This window comes from Amycolatopsis benzoatilytica AK 16/65 (genome assembly GCF_000383915.1).
GTDB classification, from domain to species: Bacteria; Actinomycetota; Actinomycetes; order Mycobacteriales; family Pseudonocardiaceae; genus Amycolatopsis; species Amycolatopsis benzoatilytica.
The window spans coordinates 6,716,610-6,733,153 of the sequence record NZ_KB912942.1; the positions used below are offsets into that span (position 1 = coordinate 6,716,610).

The window sequence follows — 16,544 nt, forward strand, 5'->3', positions numbered from 1 at the left end:
AACCCCGGCCCAGGCCGAAGCGCCTTTTCAGCGGAGGTGGGCGTCGAACCAGTCGAGGGTGCGCTGCCAAGCCTCTTCCGCCGCACCGGGATCGGCGTCGAAGCGGTGGTTCGCCCCCGCATAGCGCACGACATTCGTCGCGACCTTCGCCGAGGCCGCCGCCTCGCGCAACTGCTCCACCTCGGCCTCGCCTGCCTCGTCGCCGGCGTCGCCGTACATGCCAAGCCACGGGCTGGTCACCCGCCCCGCGATCTCAAGCAGTTTCGGCAGTTCCGTGACCGCCTGCCCGCCCACGCTGACCGCCGCGCCGAGCTTGCGGTGCGAGGCTACGACCAGCGCGGCCGTCCCGCCGAGGTCGAAGCCGACGACGCCGCGCAGGTCGGCGTCGACCCCGCGCTCGGTGAGCCAGTCGAAGGTGCGGTCGGCGGCTTCGAGCAGGTCGTGCTGGGTGAGTTCCTCGCCGGACTCGATGTGCGGCGTGACGGTGAGCCAGCCTTCCTCGGCGAGGCTCTTGACCAGCAGCAGGACGCCGTCCGTGACGCCATGCCCTTCGTGCAGGACCACCAGCCCGCCCCGGATCGCGCCAGCCGGCTCCGCGAAGGTGAGGCGGAGCGTGCTGCCGCCGGTACGCTGGTCATCCACGGTGGTTGTCGACGTCATCGCCTCATGCAATCACTTCCGGGTGAACATTGGGAACCTTCCGGGATTGGCCGGGGCGAGATACGGTGACCCCGTCGTCCCGTGAAAACCGAGGAGTACCGACGATGCCGTCCCTCGCCCCCCGTCCAGACCTTGATTCGTTGCCGAAGTACGTTCCCGGCCGAACGATCGAAGGTGCCATCAAGCTCGCGAGCAACGAGGTCCCGGGCGGCCCGCTGCCCAGCGTGCAGGCGGCGATCACGGCGGCGGTGACCGGCGTCAACCGGTACCCGGACAACGGTGCGCAAGCCCTGCGCGAGCGGTTGTCCCGCCGCCTCGACGTGCCGGTGGAACGGCTCGCGATCGGCTGCGGCTCGGTTTCGCTGTGCCAGCAGATGATCCAGGCGCTGTGCTCGGCCGGCGACGAGGTGCTGTTCGGCTGGCGGTCCTTCGAGGCGTACCCGATCGTCGTGCAGGTGGCGCTGGCCAAGGGCGTGAAGGTCCCGCTGACGCCGGAGCACGGCCTGGACCTCGACGCGATGCTGGCCGCGATCACCGACCGCACGCGGCTGGTGTTCGTCTGCAACCCGAACAACCCGACCGGCACGGTGCTGCACCGCGACGAGATCGAACGGTTCCTCGACGAGGTCCCGCCGCACGTGCTCGTGGTGCTGGACGAGGCGTACAAGGAATTCGTCACCGACCCCGAGGTCCCGGACGGGGTCGAGTTCACCCGCACCCGCGACAACGTGGCGGTGCTGCGGACGTTCTCGAAGGCGTACGGGCTCGCCGGTCTGCGCGTCGGGTACGCGGTGGCACCGGAGCCGATCGCGCAGGCGCTGCAGCAGGTTTACGTGGCGTTCTCGGTGAACAGCATCGCTCAGGTGGCCGCGATCGCGTCACTGGACGCGGAGGACGAGCTGCTCGCCCGGTGCCAGCAGATCATCTCCGAGCGCACCCGGGTGCGCGACGCGCTGCTGGAGATGGGCTACGAGATCCCGCCGACGCAGGCGAACTTCGTGTGGTTCCCGCTGGGCGAGCGGACCGTCGCGTTCGCCGAGCACATGATGGACCGGAAGCTGATCGTGAGGCCGTTCCCCGGCGAAGGCGCCCGGGTGACGATCGGGACGCCGGAGGAGAACGACCTGATGCTGGCCGCGGCGCGGGAGTTCCAGGCCGCCTGAGCCGAGTTCCCGGCTCGGGCCTCGCGGTCCGGGCCGGGTTACTTGAGCACGAGCTGCACGACCGCGGCCAGCCCGATCACGACGATCACGCCGCGCAGCACGGTGGGCGGCAGCTTGCGGCCGATCTTGGCCCCGAGCTGCCCGCCGACCGTCGACCCGAGCGCGAGCAGGCCGATCACCGGCCAGCTCACCGGCGCGACGAACGCGTAAATGGTGCCGGCGACGATGTTGATGACCGCCGAGAGCACGTTTTTCACGCCGTTGAGCCGCTGCAACGGTTCGGAGAGCAACATGCCCATGACCGCCATCATCATCACGCCCTGCGCGGCAGTGAAGTAGCCGCCGTAGACGCCGATGACGAACAACAGCCCGAAGAGCAACGGACCAGCGTGGTGCTCGCGCCCGTTCGCGGCGCGGCGCAGCTGCACCCACTTCGCCATCCGCGGCTGGATGATCACGAGGACGACGGCCAGCCCGACGAGCACCGGCACGACCTTCTCGAAGGCATCCTTGGGCAGGGTCAGCAGCAGCACAGTGCCGCCGATGGCCCCGAAGAACGAGGCGACCGCGAAGCGCGCGACCTGCGGCCAGTACCCGACGAGCTCCGCCCGATAGCCGTACGCGCCGCTGATCGTGCCCGGCGCGAGCCCGACCGCGTTGGACGTCGTCGCCGTCACCGGCGGGTATCCGAGCGCGACGAGCACCGGGAACGTCACCAGCGTCCCGGACCCGACGACGGCGTTGATCGTCCCGGCCCACACCCCGGCGACGAAAATGATGACGGCGTGCCACCACGTCATAAAGCGCTCACCCGCCGACCCTAGGCACCCGCTCGGACTTCTGGCGACGCGATGTGTCCGGTCAGACACCGGATGCGCGGATCGCGTTCGGGCGACCCGCGGCCTGGCGGGTCAACGGTAACTGGCAGTCACTTGCGGGATCCCTCGACGACAAGGCGGCGATAGCTTCGACGTCGGCACCCACCGCTATCAGGCGGAACCAGCAGCAGACTGAATCCGTCTTGACTAGAGTGATCAGCCGGGCACTCGGTGTGCCCTGACGTCGGGAAGAGCTCGGCGCGGACTACGCGGGGAGGCGTAACGGCGATGACGGACGGCCAGCCGAATCATATCCAGGACGGCAGGAGTTACGGGGGAACGCCGGTTGAGAACTTTCTCAATCCGCTCGCCGCTGCACCCAGGTACGTCTACGACAAGCAGACGTTGAAGGAGATCGCGGACGAGTTCGAGGCCCTCGCCGACTTGTTCCTCGAAGACCAGGTCTACGCAAAGATCATCGCGCGAACGCAGGCGCCCGGGCACGATTACGCGAGCAAGAACAACGCGGAGACGATCCGTAACTCCGGGACGGCGCTCTTAACGTCGTTGACCCAGCAGGAAAAGTACTGCCGGGAACAGGCAAAGAAGTACCGAAAAGCGCTCGGCACCTACAACGCCGCTGAGGACACGCATTCGCAGGACGTCAAGAACGCCGGGGGAAGTCTGTGAAACGCGTTCTGTCCGTGCTGGCATGCGCCGCCTTGGCCGGGCTTGCCGGATGTTCCGGAACGACCGGCGGGGCAGCAGGGCCGGCGAGGACGCCCGGCCAGTCCGCGCCGTCCGCGGCACCGACCAGCGCCGCAGCTGATCAGGTGCCGGGACCAGGTGTTCCGAAGGTCGAGAACCCGATCGACACGGACAAGTTCAAGAAGGCACCCTGCGACACGCTGACCCCTGCCCAAGCGGACAGCCTGGTCGGCAAAGGGGTGACCCCGAAAACGGACCTGAAAGCACCCGCGGGACCGGCGTGTGCTTGGCACAGCCAGGCCCACATCATCGTCGTGTTCCCGAACGTAGACAATCTCGGGCTGACGAGCGTCTATCGCGCTAAAGGCACCACGTACCCCCTTTTTATGCCGCTAGACCCGATCGATGGCTATCCGATCGTGGCTTACGGACAGGTTGACGAGCGCGCGTCGGAGGGTCGATGCGACGTGGAGTTCGGGACGAGCGATCGCGAAGGCGTTGTCGTTTCGATCAGCCAATCCCCCGAAAAAAAGGGCAGCCAAGACCCGTGCCAATCGGCGCGCAGCGTCGCGCAGATGGTGCTTGGGAACCTGAAGGGCGGTCAGTGACATGGAGGCGGAGCAATGTCTGAACGCCAGCGAGATCTACGACCAGGTCACGGGCGGCCCAGGCCCCGGGTCGCTGGGTGACGCCCACGGTGCTACCGGCAAATTGAGCGATCGGTTGAGGGATCGAGCTGGGCGAGTGTTGGCGCTGCGCCAGAAGGTGGCGGGAGGCTGGCAGGGTGCGGCCGGAGAAGGGGCAGCGAATTCCTGCGAGCCGTTGGCGAATGCAGCGGCCGACAACAGTGTGCATTTAATGTTTGCGACGGACTCGGTTACCGATCAGATGTCGGGATTCCAGACGGCGAAGAATAGCGTGAAACCGGTGTCGCCGCAGGAACCCACGGTAACGGACCAGGACGTCATCAACGTGATCACCGGGCAGGGGCCGACGTATTCGACGCGGCTGGCGCAGCGGGCCGTGGATTCGCAGCACAATATCCAGGTGTTCGGCGGCTACAGCTCGATGAGTTCGGCGAACAGTTCGCGGATCACGAACCAGTATTCGCAGCTGCAGGACACGGGTGCGGATGTCGCCCTGGCTGGCGCGAGCGGCCCGGGCCCGGGGCAGCCTGGGCCGGTCGGGGGCGACGGGAAGCCGCCCGCCCGCCGTGGCCCAGGTGGTGGCGAGAGCGGTCCGGTGCCCGGGTCGGGCGGGCTGGTGCCGGGCAGTCCTGGCCATTCGGGCAGTGGTGCGGGGCAGCCCGGCAGCGGGGCATCGGTACCGCCGCCCGGGCAGTACGTTCCGCCGGATTCGAGCGTACGGACGAGTTCGTACGCTCCGCCTCCGGCGCAGCCGCCAAGCGGCTACCAGTTCGGGCCGACCGGGCAGCTGGCGAACCCGCTGGGGCCAGGGCAGGGCGGCGGCTCGGCTACCGGGTTCGGCCCCCTGGGCTACCCGCCAGGCGGCGGCTATGGCGGCCCGGGTTCCGGGCAGGGCGGTTCCGGGTCGGGCGGCGGCTACCGCGGCGGCGCGGGTGCGGGCACAGGCAGTGAGCCGGGCGCTCGCGGCGGCGCTGGTGCTGGAGCCGGTGCCCGCAGCGGTGCGGGTGTGCCGAACGAGTCCGTGCCCGGGCGCGGCGGCAGCGGCGCTGGGGCTGCGGGCGCGGCCGGGAAGAACGGCGCGGCGATGGGCGGCGGCATGGGCGGCAAGGGCGGCAAAGGTGAGGAGGACAAGGAGAAGAAGGCCGCGTCCTACTTGCAGGAAGCCGACCCGGACGCCTTGTTCGGGGGCAGCGAGGTGAAGCCGACGCCGCCGGTGATCGGCGAGATTCCGCGGCGACAGTAGACAGCGGTTGAGGGGGAGGAAACAACGGTGGTGCTGTCGCGCACGACAGAGATCACGCTGAGCACGATTCTGGGCGCTTTCCGTGAGGTGAGGCTGGGCGAGCCGCATCCCGTGTTCGGAGGCGGGGCCGTGCACGTGCCGGAGTCGCTCGCGACGGAACTCGACGACGAGGCTCGCGGCGAGCTGACGCAGCTGGGCCTGTCGGACCGGCGCGGGCGCGTCACTGACGAGTTCGAGGACGCGCTGTACGCACTGGGCCAAGCTGATACGGAGTACTTCGCGAGGTACCACGGCGAGGAGCGGCACTACAGCGTCCTGGTGGCCACGCGTGGCCACAACACTGTGACCGCAGTGGTCGCCGGGGAAAAGGTGTGGGTGAAAGCAGAGGACAGCCGCCAGTCGCCGGCAGCCGTTCTCGTGGCCAATCTCCCTGCGTCGCGGCCGGCGCAGCTGACGACGATCTCGTTGTCTCAGCAGGAACTGCGCGGCGAGGACAGCGACGACCCGGGCGACCGCAGTCGCACTGCGCGCACGGTCGACGCACTGCTGAACCAGCCCGCGTCCGGGCGTGGCGAGGTCAACGTGGCCGTGCGCGAGCAAGGCTGGCATCGGCAGGAAGTCGGCGGCGTTCTCTTGTTCCGGGACCTCGCCGAGGGCCGGGCGCTGTTCGAGCTGTCCGGACCGGCGCAAAACCGGTACGTCACGGTCATGCCCGGCGAGGACCAGCTGTTCGTTCGGAAGGTGGCCGCGCTCCGTGCGAGCTGGGGTAGCTGACACCGCGCTGCTTCCTTTCCTCGTGGGACGAACCCGGTAATGGGCGGTGGCCTCTCTGATACTTCGAGAGGCGACGGCCTTGCGTCCTGCCCAGGGGACGCGCCCGGTTGCCGCGTCGGAGGCTCCGACGCGGCAACCGGGAGGCTCAGGCCGTGCATCGAATCGCCGGGTTGGCGCGTGCCAGGTCGAGCGCCGTGCAGACCAGGAATTCATCGAGTGCCGTGCTCTCGGCCAGGGCTTCGACGGATTCGCCATGCTCGAAACGCTGAAGGACGAACTCAGCGAACTCCACCACAGCCTGGTCCTTGATGGCCTTCCCGGTCTCGGGGTCCGCGACGGTTTCGATGCCGTCGTGGTCGATCCGCAAGCCCTCACGCGACCTTTCGAAACTGGTAATGACGTCTTATCCACAACAGTGGCACATTCGAAGGAACTGGTCAAGACAAGCTATCCAGTGAGAGGATGGCGGCATGGTCGATCGACGAAGCGGCGTCCCCGCATTCCGCCAGGTCGCAGCGGACCTGCGCGAGAAGATCGCTGCCGGGCGCTACGCGCCCGGCGACCAGTTGCCGAGCGAACGCGAGATGGTCGAGACCTACGGAGTCTCCCGGCCGACGGTTCGTGACGCCGTCGACATGCTGCGCGCCGAAGGTCTCGTCACCAGCGAGCACGGTCGTGGCGTGTTCGTCCGGCCGCCGGCGAGTATCCAGCGAATCGCGCGATCGCGATTGTCCCGTGCAGCCAGGGCAAAGAACCGCGGCGCGTTCCTCGCGGACGCCGCGGCCCGCGGATTCACGCCGTCCAGCTCGGTGAAGCTCCGATTCGAGGAAGCCGACGCCCGCACAGCGCAGCACCTCGCAATCGCCGAGGGCACCGAAGTAACGGTGCGGGACCGGGTGATGCGCGCCGACGGGCTGGTTGTTCAACTCGCAGTGTCGCGCTTTCCGCGCGAGCTGACGCGCGCCACCGCCATCGAGGACGTCGATACCGGCCCCGGCGGCGCGTATGCGCGCTTGGAAGAAGCCGGGCACCGGATCGGTTGGTTCGCCGAGCACGTCGGCGCGCGGATGCCCACCCCGGACGAGGCCTCACTGCTCCAGCTCGCCGAAGGCGTTCCCGTCATGACGATCACCCGCGTCGCTCATGGCGAGGACGGTACGCCGCTGGAGATGAACGACATGGTTCTCGCGGCCGACCGCTACGAGCTGTCCTACGAGTGGATGGCCGACTGAGCAACCCTCGCGACGAGTACGCGGCATTTCAAGTGGCTAGCACGGACCCCGACCTCATGACCAGCCGCTTCCTGACAGCGGTGCGGCGTATCGGTGCTGGCATGGAGACTCGGCGCCAGCGCATCCTCGACCGATCAGGCAACCCGCCACCGACATCTTTCCGCGGCTCGATCCGGTACCTGTCAGGATGGGCGGCGTGGCCCACGAATCCGATCAGGTCTGGAGCGCCACGGTCGACCATCTGCGCGGGATGATCGACTCAGGCGAGCTCGCGCCGGGCTCGCGCCTGCCCGCGGAGCGCGCGTTGTGCGAGCAGCTTGGCATCAGCCGCGGGTCGTTGCGGCAGGCGCTGCGGGTGCTGGATTCGATCGGGTACGTCCAGATCCGCGCCGGGTCGGGCACTTACGTGCGTGAGCAGCAGGCCGCGGACGGTCCGCTGAGCAGCTGGTTCTCCGAGCACGAGCAGCTGGTGGAAAAGCTGTTCGACCTGCGTGCGACGGTCGAGCCGACTCTCGCCGAGCGGCTCGCTCGGCATCGCACGCCGCGGACTGTGCAGCGGTTGGCGGACAACGTCGCGGAGATGGAAGCAGCCGCGGCGGCTGGGGACATGCTGCGCGTCATCGCGACCGACGCCGAGTTCCACCGGGTGATCGCCGGCAACGCGGGCAGCGACGACGTCGCCGACCTGCTGCGTTCGGTGCTCGCACTGGTCGGCGAGGAGCGCCGCGCCGCGCTGCGGCTGCCCGGTCAGATCCGCAAGGCTGTGGAAGAGCACCGCGCGATCCTGGACGCGATCAGCCGCTCGGACGCGGCGGCTGCCCGCGAGATCACGCTGAAGCACTTGCTGGACGCCAAAACCTACGCCCACGACTACGCCGCGCACGAACCCGCACCGCAGGACCACGCGCAAGGATGATGCCCGCCTCCGCCGATCGCGCTACGGTATTCATAAGTTTGTGAAAACTCTGTCGCGCAGGGGGTCCGGATGGAGAAAGTTCACTTCACCGAGGAAAAGGCCACCAATCTCGGCACGCTGTACGCCCGCGCGCTCGACGCGCGCCGTCCTGATCCGATCCTCGGCGACACCGCCGCCGACGAGGCGGTGCGCCGGATCGACTACGACTTCCGCAAGCTCGGCGTCAACGAGAACGCCGCCGTCTCGGTCGCGATCCGGGCCCGCGCCATCGACGAGAGGGCCGGCAAGTGGCTGGCCGAACGCCCGGACGCGGTCGTCGTGCATCTCGGCTGCGGCATGGACACCCGGGTGTTCCGGCTCGCCCCGCCGCCGACCGTGTCCTGGTTCGACGTCGACTATCCCGAGGTGGTCGACGTCCGCACGCGCCTCTACCCGCAGCGGCCCGGCTATACGATGATCGGCTCGTCGGTCACCGATTTCGACTGGCTGGACCAGGTTCCCGGCGACCGCGAGACACTGATCGTCGCCGAGGGGGTCACCATGTACCTCACCGCGCAGTCCGGCGGCGAGCTGATCCGGCGGCTGGTCGGCAAGTTCCCGTCCGGCCGGATCGTGTCCGACTTCTTCAGCACGCTCGGCATCAAGGCGCAGGCGCTGAACCCGGTCGTCCGCCGGGCCGGCGCGACCTTGCATTGGGGCATCGACGATCCGCACGAGCTGGAGCGCTACGGCCTGCGCGTGGTGTCCTGTTTGGACGCTACCGACTGGGCGAGCGGCGACGTGGCGGCGAAGATCCCGGCCGCGTCCCGGCTGGCCTTGCGCGCGAGCGCACTGCTTCCGGTGATCAGGAAGATGGGCCGGATCGCCGAATGGGACTTCTGAGCACCTGCCGCAGCACGGCGTCGGCGGCCTCGGCCACCGGCACTGTCGTAAGCACTTCGAAGGTCGCCGAGGAACGCAGCAGCGGCTCGACCTCGTCCAGGTACCGCAACGCCTCGGCCAGTTCGCCCGGATGTTTCCCGTACGCATGGGACGTTCGCGTCGTCAACCGCTCCACCAGCACCTCGCGCGGCGCGCTCAGCAGCACGATCGCGCTGAACCGCGGAGAGAACCGGGACTGGTTCAGCACCGTCCCGGAGACGAACAACGGCCCGGAAGTCGCCAGCAGCGCCGAAATCCGGTCCTCGCGCCACCGTCGCTAGCCCTCGACCTCGTGCACGTATCCGTCGTAATCGGTGTCCACCGTGCGGTACCCGCGCCGAGACAGCTCCGCGAGCAGGCTGCTTTTGCCTGCTCGCGGACATCCCGTTCACCAGCGCTCGCATCGCGGCTACCGGGTTTCCAGCACCCGGGCCACGAACCGATCGACCTTCTCGCCCATCCGCGCGACGCGCTCCCCGGTGGAGAGCGTCTCCTTCGGTTGCGGCACCGCCGGCCGCAGCTCACCACGCAGATACGCACTGCAAGCCAGGTCAGAGCACAGATACGTGCCTACCGTGTTCCCGTCGCGACCGGCCTTGCCGGCCAGCCGCGCGGTGAACAGCGTGATGTCCGCCAGCGGATGCGTCGTGGAACAGAACGCGCACATGTTGCTCCGCAGCCGCGACTTCGGCGGCGCGGCAGCACGCAGCGACAGGCCGATCAGCTCCTCGCCGTGCGGCACTACCAGGTAAGCCCGGCCGGGCGCCTTCGCGTCGCGCCAGCCGAGGAAGTCGCGCGTTTCCCACGGAACCTCGGCCGGAATCGTGACGGACTTGGCTTCCCCGCGGGAACAGTTGACGAAGGAGGCACGGATCTCCGCGGAGTCGAGCGGCTGCATACCGGCACGCTAGCCACCCGCCCCGGCGACAGCGACGGCTTTTCTCGCTCCCCGGCCCGCCACCCCATACGATCGGCGGGTGCGCAAGATGATCGCGGGGAGGTTCCGGCTGGTTTTGCGCACCAGTCTGGGCTTCGCCGCGCTCGGCATCGGCTCTAGTGTCGCCGGTGCCGGGGTCGTCGCGCTGCTGTTGCTCCTGCAGGGCTTGCCCGAGGACGTCGACAACCGCGGCTGGGTGCTCGGCGTCACCGCGGCAGGAGTGGTCGCGCTCGCATTGATCATCGGCACGCTGTGGACCGCGTACCTGCAGCGCCGCACCGTCGTATGGTTCACCATCGGCCGGCCGCCGACTGAGGCGGAAGCCAAGCGCGCGCTACGGCTGCCGTTCGACATGGCAGTGGTCAGCGGAACGCTCTGGCTGGTCGGTGCGCTCGCACAGGGCATTCTGGCCGGCGTGCTCGGGTCGCTCGGCGATGCGGCGGGCATCGCGCTCACCATCGGCCTCGGCGGCCTGACCACGGTCGGGCTCACCTATCTCGCGGCGGAATGGGTCGCCCGCCCGGTCATGACGATGGCGCTCGACGTGCTGCCGCCGCGCGGCGCGCTGCCGGTCACCGTGCTGACCCGGCTGGTGGTCACCTGGGTGCTGGCCAGCGGCGTGCCGTTGATCGGCGTGCTGCTGGTGACGACGCCGCCTGATCTCGGCCGGCACGGGAACCCCACCGCGAGCCTGATCGTGCTGTCCGTCGCCGGACTCACCACTGGCGCGATCGGCACCGCACTGCTCTCCCGCGCCGTCGCCGCTCCGTTGCACCGGCTTCGGGTCGCACTCGACGCGATCGCGCACGGCCGCAAGGACGTGCACGTCGACGTGGACGATTCCAGCGAGATCGGGATGCTTCAGACGTCCGTCAACGACCTCGCCGCCGGGCTGCGCGAGCAGGACCGGATGCGGGATCTGTTCGGCCGCCACGTCGGCACCGACGTCGCGCGGCACGCGCTGGAGTACGGCGCTTCGCTGTCCGGCGACGTCCGCGAGGTGACCGCGCTCTTCGTCGACGTCGTGGACTCGACGGCACTCGCGTCGCGCACCCCGCCGCAGGAGCTGGTCGAGAAGCTGAACCGGTTCTTCGCCAGCGTGGTTTCCGCGGTCGACGCGCGCGGCGGGCTGGTCAACAAGTTCCAGGGCGACGCGGCGCTGTGCATCTTCGGCGCGCCGACCCGGCTGTCCGACGGCCCGACGATGGCGCTCGCCGCGGCCCGCGCGATTCGGGATGCGGTGATGTCGGAAGGCGAGCTGGACCTGGGCATCGGAGTCGCGACCGGGCAGGTGTTCGCGGGCCAGCTCGGCGCGTCGAGCCGGCTGGAGTACACGGTGATCGGCGACGCGGTGAACGAGGCCGCGCGGCTCACCGAGCACGCGAAGGCCGTGCCGGCGCGGGTGCTCGCCAGCGAAACGACGGTGAAATACGCGCTCGGCGGCGAACGGGAACACTGGCGGCTGCACGGGGAACTGCACCTGCGCGGCCGGCACCGCGAGACCCGGACCTGGACGACCTAGCGTTTTCGGCCTTCGGACTCGCTGAGCATGCGCTCGCGTTCAGCCAGCCGCCGCCGGCACCGGCACGTCCGGCCAGGTCAGCACGGTGGAGCCCCAGGTCAGTCCGGCGCCGAACGCGGTCAGCAGGACCCGGTGCCCCGGCATCAGCGACCCGTCCGCGGCCGCGTCGGCCAGCGCCAGCGGGATCGACGCCGCGCTCGTGTTGCCTACCCGGTCGATGTTCGACACGACGGTGTCCGTCGGCATCCCGAGCTGCTTCGCGGTCGCCTGCAGAATCCGGATGTTCGCCTGGTGGCCGACGAACCGGTCCACGTCGCCGACCATCCAGCCGGCCTGCTCCAGCACCGCGCGCGAGGATTCGGCCATCCGCGCGCACGCCTGCCGGAACACCGCCGTGCCCTGCATCACGAGGAACCGGTCCTTCGGGTCCTCCGGTAACCGCTGGGTCGCGCCGCCCGCTTCGACCCACAGCAGTTTCGCCAACTCGCCCTCGCTGTGCAGGTCGAACGGACCCAGCGCGCCGCGCTCTTCCGGTTCGCCCGCGCGCAGCAGCAGCGCGCCCGCGCCGTCGCCGAAGATCGGCACCGTGGTGCGGTCGTCCGGGTCGATCAGGGAAGTGAAGACGTCCGCGCCGATCACCAGCACGCGCGAAGCGATCCCGCCGGAGATGAACCCGGCGGCGGTCGCCAGCGCGTAGATGAAGCCGCTGCACACCGCGTTCACGTCCAGCGCCAGCGCCGTGCCGAGACCCAGCCGCGCGGCGACCTGCGGGGCCGTCGCCGGGCAGAGCTGGCCTGGGGTCGAGGTCGCCAGGACCACCGCGTCCGCCGATTCGCCGCCGAGCGCCGCCCGGCCCGCCTCCTCGGCCAGATCCACCGTGGACTGCCCGGGCGCGACCCGGCGCCGCTCGCGGATGCCGGTGCGGGTACGGATCCACTCGTCGCTGGTGTCCAGCCGGGCGGCGATCTCGTGGTTGGTCACCACGGTTTCGGGCAGCGCACCGCCCAGCCCGGCGACGACAGCGGCGCGGTGCGGCGACCTGCCGGCAGCACTCATGGCGGAACCTCCCAGACCGGCGGGTGGCGGACGTGCCGGATTGCCTCCCTTGTATGGCCTACCCCTGGGTAGACCGGTCAGTTGTGTTCCACATCACTAAGAGACCTCTTCCACATTCGCCCTATAGGGGGTAGTGCGATCTTCGCTCCGGAGCCTCGTTCCCCTGGCCAGCCGCAGCAGTCGGCCGTTCCCCAGGTCCGGTAAACCCGGCGCGTTTTGTCGGTGCCTCCGGTTAGCCTGAAGCGTGCGCACTCCCGACCTCGACCAGCTTGACCTCGCCATCCTCGCCTGCCTGCAGGCCGACGCCCGCACCATCGCCGAGGTCATCGGGGCGAAGGTGGGCCTGTCCGCGGCGGCGGTGCAGCGACGGATCAAGCGGCTGCGCGAGGCCGGGGTGATCGAAAAAGAGGTCGCGGTGCTGTCCCCGGCGGCGCTCGGGCTGGACATGACGTTCGTCGTCATGGTCGAGATGGAGCGGGAGAGCCTGGCGGTGCTGGACGGCTTCCGCGCCCAGGTTCTGGCCGACGACTGCGTGCAGCAGTGCTATTACGTGACCGGCGCGGCCGACTTCGTGCTGATCGTCTCCTGCCCGGACATGGCCGCCTTCGAGGCGTTCGCCCGCCGGATGTTCTTCGACAACCCGAACGTCCGGCACTTCACCACCAGTGTCGCCATGGACCGGGTCAAAGTAGGCCTCACGCTGCCGCTTCGCTGAGCGAGCGGGGCCGCGCGGCAAGCGCAAGAGCTCTGTGTCCGGCGTTACGCGAATGCGGGACGATGCAACCGATCGCGTGAACGTCGAGGCAATGGCGTCACGGGTCCCCCGGTCGATCATCTCCCTGCCGACCAGTTCGCGAGGCGCGAACGACCGGAGGACTCCAGGAGCAGCCGTGCACACCACCGACGCCGTACACCAGACCCAGTTCGTACTGCTGAACGAGAGCACTACGCCGGTGCTGTCCCGCCTGTCCTACCTCGTCTCGGAGCCGTTCGCGGTCACCGTGTCGTTCCGGACCGAGCGGGGCCGGTGGATCGAGTGGACCTTCGCCCGCGAGTTGCTCGCGGCCGGAATGGACGAGCCGACCGGGATCGGCGACGTGCGGGTCCGGCCGGACCTGTCCGAGGACGAGGCCCTGCTGACGCTGGAGATCGAATCGCCGGACGGGTACGCCTCCTTCGAACTGGAGCGCGCCGACCTGCAGACGTTCCTGGAGTCGTCCTACGAGCTGGTGCCGCTCGGCGCCGAGAGCGAGCACTTCGACATCGACGGGCTGATCGAGGAGATCAGCAACGTGTGAGACCTGCCGATCCCGCGGCATGAGGAAAAGGGCGGCTCGAGTGCGCTGGAGGCACTCGATCCGCCCTTTTCGTCCGTTTCGCGGGATCGGCTGTGCGGAAACGACCGCATCGGCATGCATCGACTGGGATGATCTTGGGCATTAAACGGAAGCCCGCAGCTTCCGTGGCACGGTCCCCCAAGAGGAGAAGCTCCCCGATGTCCACCACCACGCGTACCCGCGCCGCCGCCGGCGCAGCGGCTCTCGCGAGCGTCTTCGCTCTCGCGGCCTGCGGCTCGGGTTCGAACTCCGCCACCTCCGACGCTTCGGCGCCCACCGCAGAATCCGCTCCTTCCGGAACCCCGGCACCCGGCGCTCCGGCTAGCGCCGCGAACGGACAGCCGTCCGGCCCGACGCCGCGGTGCACGACCGAGAACCTCAGCGTGACGCTCGGCAAGGCTAAGCCGGAGGGCAGCCAGGTGCAGCTCCCACTGGTGTTCAAGAACATCGGCGCGAAGCCGTGCGACCTGCACGGCACCCCGGGCGTCGACCTGCACGGCCCGGAGCACCCCACCTACGGACCGGTCGACTCGCTGCTGCGCCGGGAAACCGGCACCCCGCACAACATCCTGGCCCCCGGCCGTACCGGAACCGCGCTGATCACCGTGCTCCAGTCCAGCCCGAATCCGCCCGCGGAGTCGCCAGCTTGGACCGCGCAAAGCCTGGAGACCATCCCGCCGGGCCAGACCAAGGCGCTGAAGGCGACCTGGCCCTCAGACCTCGCGATCACTCGCCAGGACGGGGCGACCCACCCCGGCACCTGGGTCGACGGCATCAAGGCCGACCCTTCCTGACCTGGCAACGACGAAGGGCCTGCGCCGGGCAGGACGCAGGCCCTTCGCCAGCTCCTGATTGCGCGGCCAGGTCGGCCGCGCCCCGCTGTCCATTAAGGACTTTCCGGGTGCTCTGGCTCCCCGCGGTGTCGATACCTCGGCCGGTGACGGACCGCGGTGCGGCCTTCGCACGCGCGAGGAAACCGCCGCGCGTTCCGGCTCGTCGATGGCCCACAATGGCGGCCATGGCGGACATCGAACTGGTCCAAGGCGACCTCACCGAGCAGGAAGTGGACGCTATCGTCAACGCGGCCAACTCGTCCCTGCTGGGAGGGGGCGGCGTCGACGGTGCGATCCACCGCAAGGGCGGGCCGGAGATTCTCGCTGAGTGCCGGAAACTGCGAGCCGGCCACTACGGCCGCGGCCTGCCGACCGGGCAGGCCGTCGCGACCACCGCCGGACGGCTGCTGGCGCGCTGGGTCGTGCACACCGTCGGCCCAGTGTGGTCGGACACCGAGGACCGGTCGGATCTGCTGGCCGACTGCCACCGCAACTCGCTCGCCGTCGCGGCGGACCTCGGTGCGCGCAGCATCGCCTTCCCGGCCATCTCCACCGGCGTCTACCGCTGGCCGATGGCCGACGCCGCGCGCATCGCCGTGACGACCGTCCGGGCCAGCGAATCGTTCGACGTGGTGCGGTTCGTCCTCTTCGATCGCGCCGCGCACGACACCTTCGCGGCGGCGGTACGGGAAATCCGCTGATCCAGGCCCTACCGTGAGCGGGTGGCCGATCAAAGACTGCCTGCCTGGCGGCGGGCGACCAGGGGCGAGACCCGATGGCCGGCGGCGATCGTGGTCATCGGGACTCTCGCGCTGCAACTCGCGTTGCCGGACGAGATGGTGCTGCACCCCTGGTGGCTGCTGCCGTCGCTGACCGCGGCGCTGATCGGCGCGCTGCTGCTGCTGAACCCCGGCCGGCTCAGCGAGTTCAACATCATCGAGCGGATCGTCGCGCTGTGCGTGCTCGCGGTGGTCAGCGTGCTCAACGGAGCGTCCGCGGTGCAGCTGGTGATCGGGATCGCCGAGGGATCGCAGCGCGGGCACGCAGTGCAGGTGCTGATCAGCGGCGTCGTCATCTACTGGACGAACATCGTCGTCTTCTCGCTCTGGTACTGGGAATTCGACCGCGGCGGCCCGGCCAGGCGGGCGACCGGCCGCGCGGACTTCCCGGACCTGCAGTTCCCGCAGATGAGCGATCCGTCGATGGCGAAGGCCGAGTGGGAACCGAAGTACCTGGACTACCTGTACACCTCGTTCACCAACGCCACGGCGTTCAGCCCCACCGACGTGATGCCGCTGCGGATCTGGGCGAAGATGACCATGATGGTGCAAGCTGGCATCTCGCTGCTGCTCGCGCTGATGGTGTTCGCCTGGGCGGTGAACGGCCTCCAGGGCTGAAACACACTGGCCCCAGCCGCCCGCGCCGGGTATATCTCCAGCTATGGAGCTTCCCGAACCGCCTTACTACGCCGTGATCTTCACTTCCCGGCGCACCGAGGGCGACCGCGGCTACGCCGAACGGTCCACCGCCATGTCCAAGCTCGCCGCTCAACAGCCGGGCTACCTCGGCGAGACCTCGGTTCGCGAGGAGTCCGGGCTCGGCATCACCGTGTCGTACTGGAAGGACGAGAAGTCGATCGCCGGATGGCGCGCCAACCTCGAGCACGTCGAGGCTCGGCGGCAGGGCCGCGCGGAGTGGTACCTGGACTACGAGGTGCAGGTGTCGCGGGTGGAACGGGCTTACGACTTCCGCCGCTGAGGCCCGCCGCTCCCCCTCA

At 69.3% G+C, this 16,544-nt stretch carries 21 protein-coding genes; 15 read left to right on the top strand and 6 right to left on the bottom strand.

Going from position 1 to position 16,544, the window contains the following annotated elements; translation table 11 throughout:
- Window positions 1–27: 27 nt before the first annotated feature.
- Entirely contained in the window at window positions 28–660 is a 633-nt protein-coding gene (locus AMYBE_RS0131205) for a dienelactone hydrolase family protein (RefSeq protein WP_020663318.1), read from the bottom strand.
- A gap of 104 nt (window positions 661–764) precedes the next feature.
- Between AMYBE_RS0131205 and hisC the strand changes: the two genes are divergently transcribed.
- Window positions 765–1,823, top strand: a complete 1,059-nt coding sequence (hisC, locus tag AMYBE_RS0131210) for a histidinol-phosphate transaminase (RefSeq protein WP_020663319.1) — start codon at window positions 765–767, stop codon at window positions 1,821–1,823.
- Window positions 1,824–1,861: 38 nt separating this feature from the next.
- Here hisC and AMYBE_RS0131215 read toward each other — a convergent pair whose 3' ends face one another.
- Window positions 1,862–2,623, bottom strand: a complete 762-nt coding sequence (locus AMYBE_RS0131215) for a sulfite exporter TauE/SafE family protein (RefSeq protein ID WP_020663320.1) — start codon at window positions 2,621–2,623, stop codon at window positions 1,862–1,864.
- A gap of 306 nt (window positions 2,624–2,929) precedes the next feature.
- Here AMYBE_RS0131215 and AMYBE_RS0131220 point away from each other — a divergent pair, with 306 nt between their 5' ends.
- From AMYBE_RS0131220 to AMYBE_RS0131235, 4 genes are all read left to right on the top strand, one after another.
- A complete protein-coding gene (locus AMYBE_RS0131220) occupies window positions 2,930–3,331 on the top strand; it encodes a hypothetical protein (protein ID WP_020663321.1) in 402 nt (133 codons plus the stop codon).
- Window positions 3,328–3,957: a DUF3558 domain-containing protein gene (locus AMYBE_RS0131225; protein WP_211226880.1), complete on the top strand. Its 630-nt coding sequence runs from the start codon at window positions 3,328–3,330 to the stop codon at window positions 3,955–3,957. Before AMYBE_RS0131220 ends, AMYBE_RS0131225 begins: the two co-directional genes overlap by 4 nt.
- Window positions 3,958–4,276: 319 nt before the next feature.
- On the top strand, window positions 4,277–5,239 hold the full coding sequence (locus AMYBE_RS0131230) for a hypothetical protein (protein ID WP_154676352.1): 963 nt from the start codon (window positions 4,277–4,279) through the stop codon (window positions 5,237–5,239).
- Window positions 5,240–5,266: 27 nt separating this feature from the next.
- Window positions 5,267–6,013, top strand: coding sequence for an ESX secretion-associated protein EspG (locus AMYBE_RS0131235; protein WP_020663324.1), 747 nt, complete (start codon window positions 5,267–5,269; stop codon window positions 6,011–6,013).
- Between the two features lie 145 nt (window positions 6,014–6,158).
- Here the strand turns inward: AMYBE_RS0131235 and AMYBE_RS0131240 are convergent, their stop codons facing one another.
- Window positions 6,159–6,380 (bottom strand): hypothetical protein, encoded by a 222-nt coding sequence (locus tag AMYBE_RS0131240; protein WP_020663325.1) that lies wholly within the window; start codon window positions 6,378–6,380, stop codon window positions 6,159–6,161.
- A gap of 103 nt (window positions 6,381–6,483) precedes the next feature.
- On the opposite strand from AMYBE_RS0131240, the gene AMYBE_RS0131245 reads away from it, so the two are divergent.
- The 3 genes from AMYBE_RS0131245 to AMYBE_RS0131255 all read left to right on the top strand — a co-directional run bounded on the left by AMYBE_RS0131245 (window position 6,484) and on the right by AMYBE_RS0131255 (window position 9,043).
- Window positions 6,484–7,245 carry a GntR family transcriptional regulator gene (locus tag AMYBE_RS0131245; RefSeq protein WP_020663326.1) on the top strand — a complete coding sequence of 254 codons (762 nt, stop codon included), beginning with the start codon at window positions 6,484–6,486 and terminating at the stop codon, window positions 7,243–7,245.
- A 187-nt stretch (window positions 7,246–7,432) separates the two neighbouring features.
- On the top strand, window positions 7,433–8,161 hold the full coding sequence (locus AMYBE_RS0131250) for a FadR/GntR family transcriptional regulator (RefSeq protein WP_034287414.1): 729 nt from the start codon (window positions 7,433–7,435) through the stop codon (window positions 8,159–8,161).
- A 69-nt stretch (window positions 8,162–8,230) separates the two neighbouring features.
- Window positions 8,231–9,043 (top strand): class I SAM-dependent methyltransferase, encoded by an 813-nt coding sequence (locus AMYBE_RS0131255; RefSeq protein WP_020663328.1) that lies wholly within the window; start codon window positions 8,231–8,233, stop codon window positions 9,041–9,043.
- On the opposite strand, the gene AMYBE_RS45900 is transcribed toward AMYBE_RS0131255, so the two are convergent.
- Both AMYBE_RS45900 and AMYBE_RS0131265 read right to left on the bottom strand, forming a co-directional pair.
- Window positions 9,006–9,290, bottom strand: coding sequence for a hypothetical protein (locus AMYBE_RS45900; protein WP_211226881.1), 285 nt, complete (start codon window positions 9,288–9,290; stop codon window positions 9,006–9,008). The two genes, AMYBE_RS0131255 and AMYBE_RS45900, sit on opposite strands and share 38 nt — an antisense overlap.
- A gap of 201 nt (window positions 9,291–9,491) precedes the next feature.
- On the bottom strand, window positions 9,492–9,980 hold the full coding sequence (locus AMYBE_RS0131265) for an FBP domain-containing protein (RefSeq protein ID WP_020663330.1): 489 nt from the start codon (window positions 9,978–9,980) through the stop codon (window positions 9,492–9,494).
- 88 nt (window positions 9,981–10,068) lie between these two features.
- Here AMYBE_RS0131265 and AMYBE_RS0131270 point away from each other — a divergent pair, with 88 nt between their 5' ends.
- Window positions 10,069–11,541, top strand: coding sequence for an adenylate/guanylate cyclase domain-containing protein (locus AMYBE_RS0131270; protein WP_211227016.1), 1,473 nt, complete (start codon window positions 10,069–10,071; stop codon window positions 11,539–11,541).
- A 39-nt stretch (window positions 11,542–11,580) separates the two neighbouring features.
- On the opposite strand, the gene AMYBE_RS0131275 is transcribed toward AMYBE_RS0131270, so the two are convergent.
- Entirely contained in the window at window positions 11,581–12,597 is a 1,017-nt protein-coding gene (locus tag AMYBE_RS0131275; protein ID WP_020663332.1) for a beta-ketoacyl-ACP synthase III, read from the bottom strand.
- Between the two features lie 244 nt (window positions 12,598–12,841).
- Between AMYBE_RS0131275 and AMYBE_RS0131280 the strand changes: the two genes are divergently transcribed.
- The 6 genes from AMYBE_RS0131280 (at window position 12,842) to AMYBE_RS0131305 (ending at window position 16,525) form a co-directional block, all read left to right on the top strand.
- A complete protein-coding gene (locus AMYBE_RS0131280; protein WP_020663333.1) occupies window positions 12,842–13,312 on the top strand; it encodes an Lrp/AsnC family transcriptional regulator in 471 nt (156 codons plus the stop codon).
- Between the two features lie 175 nt (window positions 13,313–13,487).
- Window positions 13,488–13,895, top strand: coding sequence for an SsgA family sporulation/cell division regulator (locus AMYBE_RS0131285; RefSeq protein WP_020663334.1), 408 nt, complete (start codon window positions 13,488–13,490; stop codon window positions 13,893–13,895).
- 197 nt (window positions 13,896–14,092) lie between these two features.
- Window positions 14,093–14,728 (top strand): DUF4232 domain-containing protein, encoded by a 636-nt coding sequence (locus AMYBE_RS0131290; protein ID WP_020663335.1) that lies wholly within the window; start codon window positions 14,093–14,095, stop codon window positions 14,726–14,728.
- 215 nt (window positions 14,729–14,943) lie between these two features.
- Complete coding sequence (locus AMYBE_RS0131295; RefSeq protein WP_020663336.1) at window positions 14,944–15,468, top strand: O-acetyl-ADP-ribose deacetylase; 525 nt, start codon at window positions 14,944–14,946, stop codon at window positions 15,466–15,468.
- Window positions 15,469–15,489: 21 nt separating this feature from the next.
- Window positions 15,490–16,164, top strand: a complete 675-nt coding sequence (locus AMYBE_RS0131300) for a DUF1345 domain-containing protein (RefSeq protein ID WP_154676353.1) — start codon at window positions 15,490–15,492, stop codon at window positions 16,162–16,164.
- Between the two features lie 43 nt (window positions 16,165–16,207).
- Window positions 16,208–16,525, top strand: coding sequence for an antibiotic biosynthesis monooxygenase family protein (locus AMYBE_RS0131305; protein WP_020663338.1), 318 nt, complete (start codon window positions 16,208–16,210; stop codon window positions 16,523–16,525).
- Window positions 16,526–16,544 lie beyond the last annotated feature (19 nt).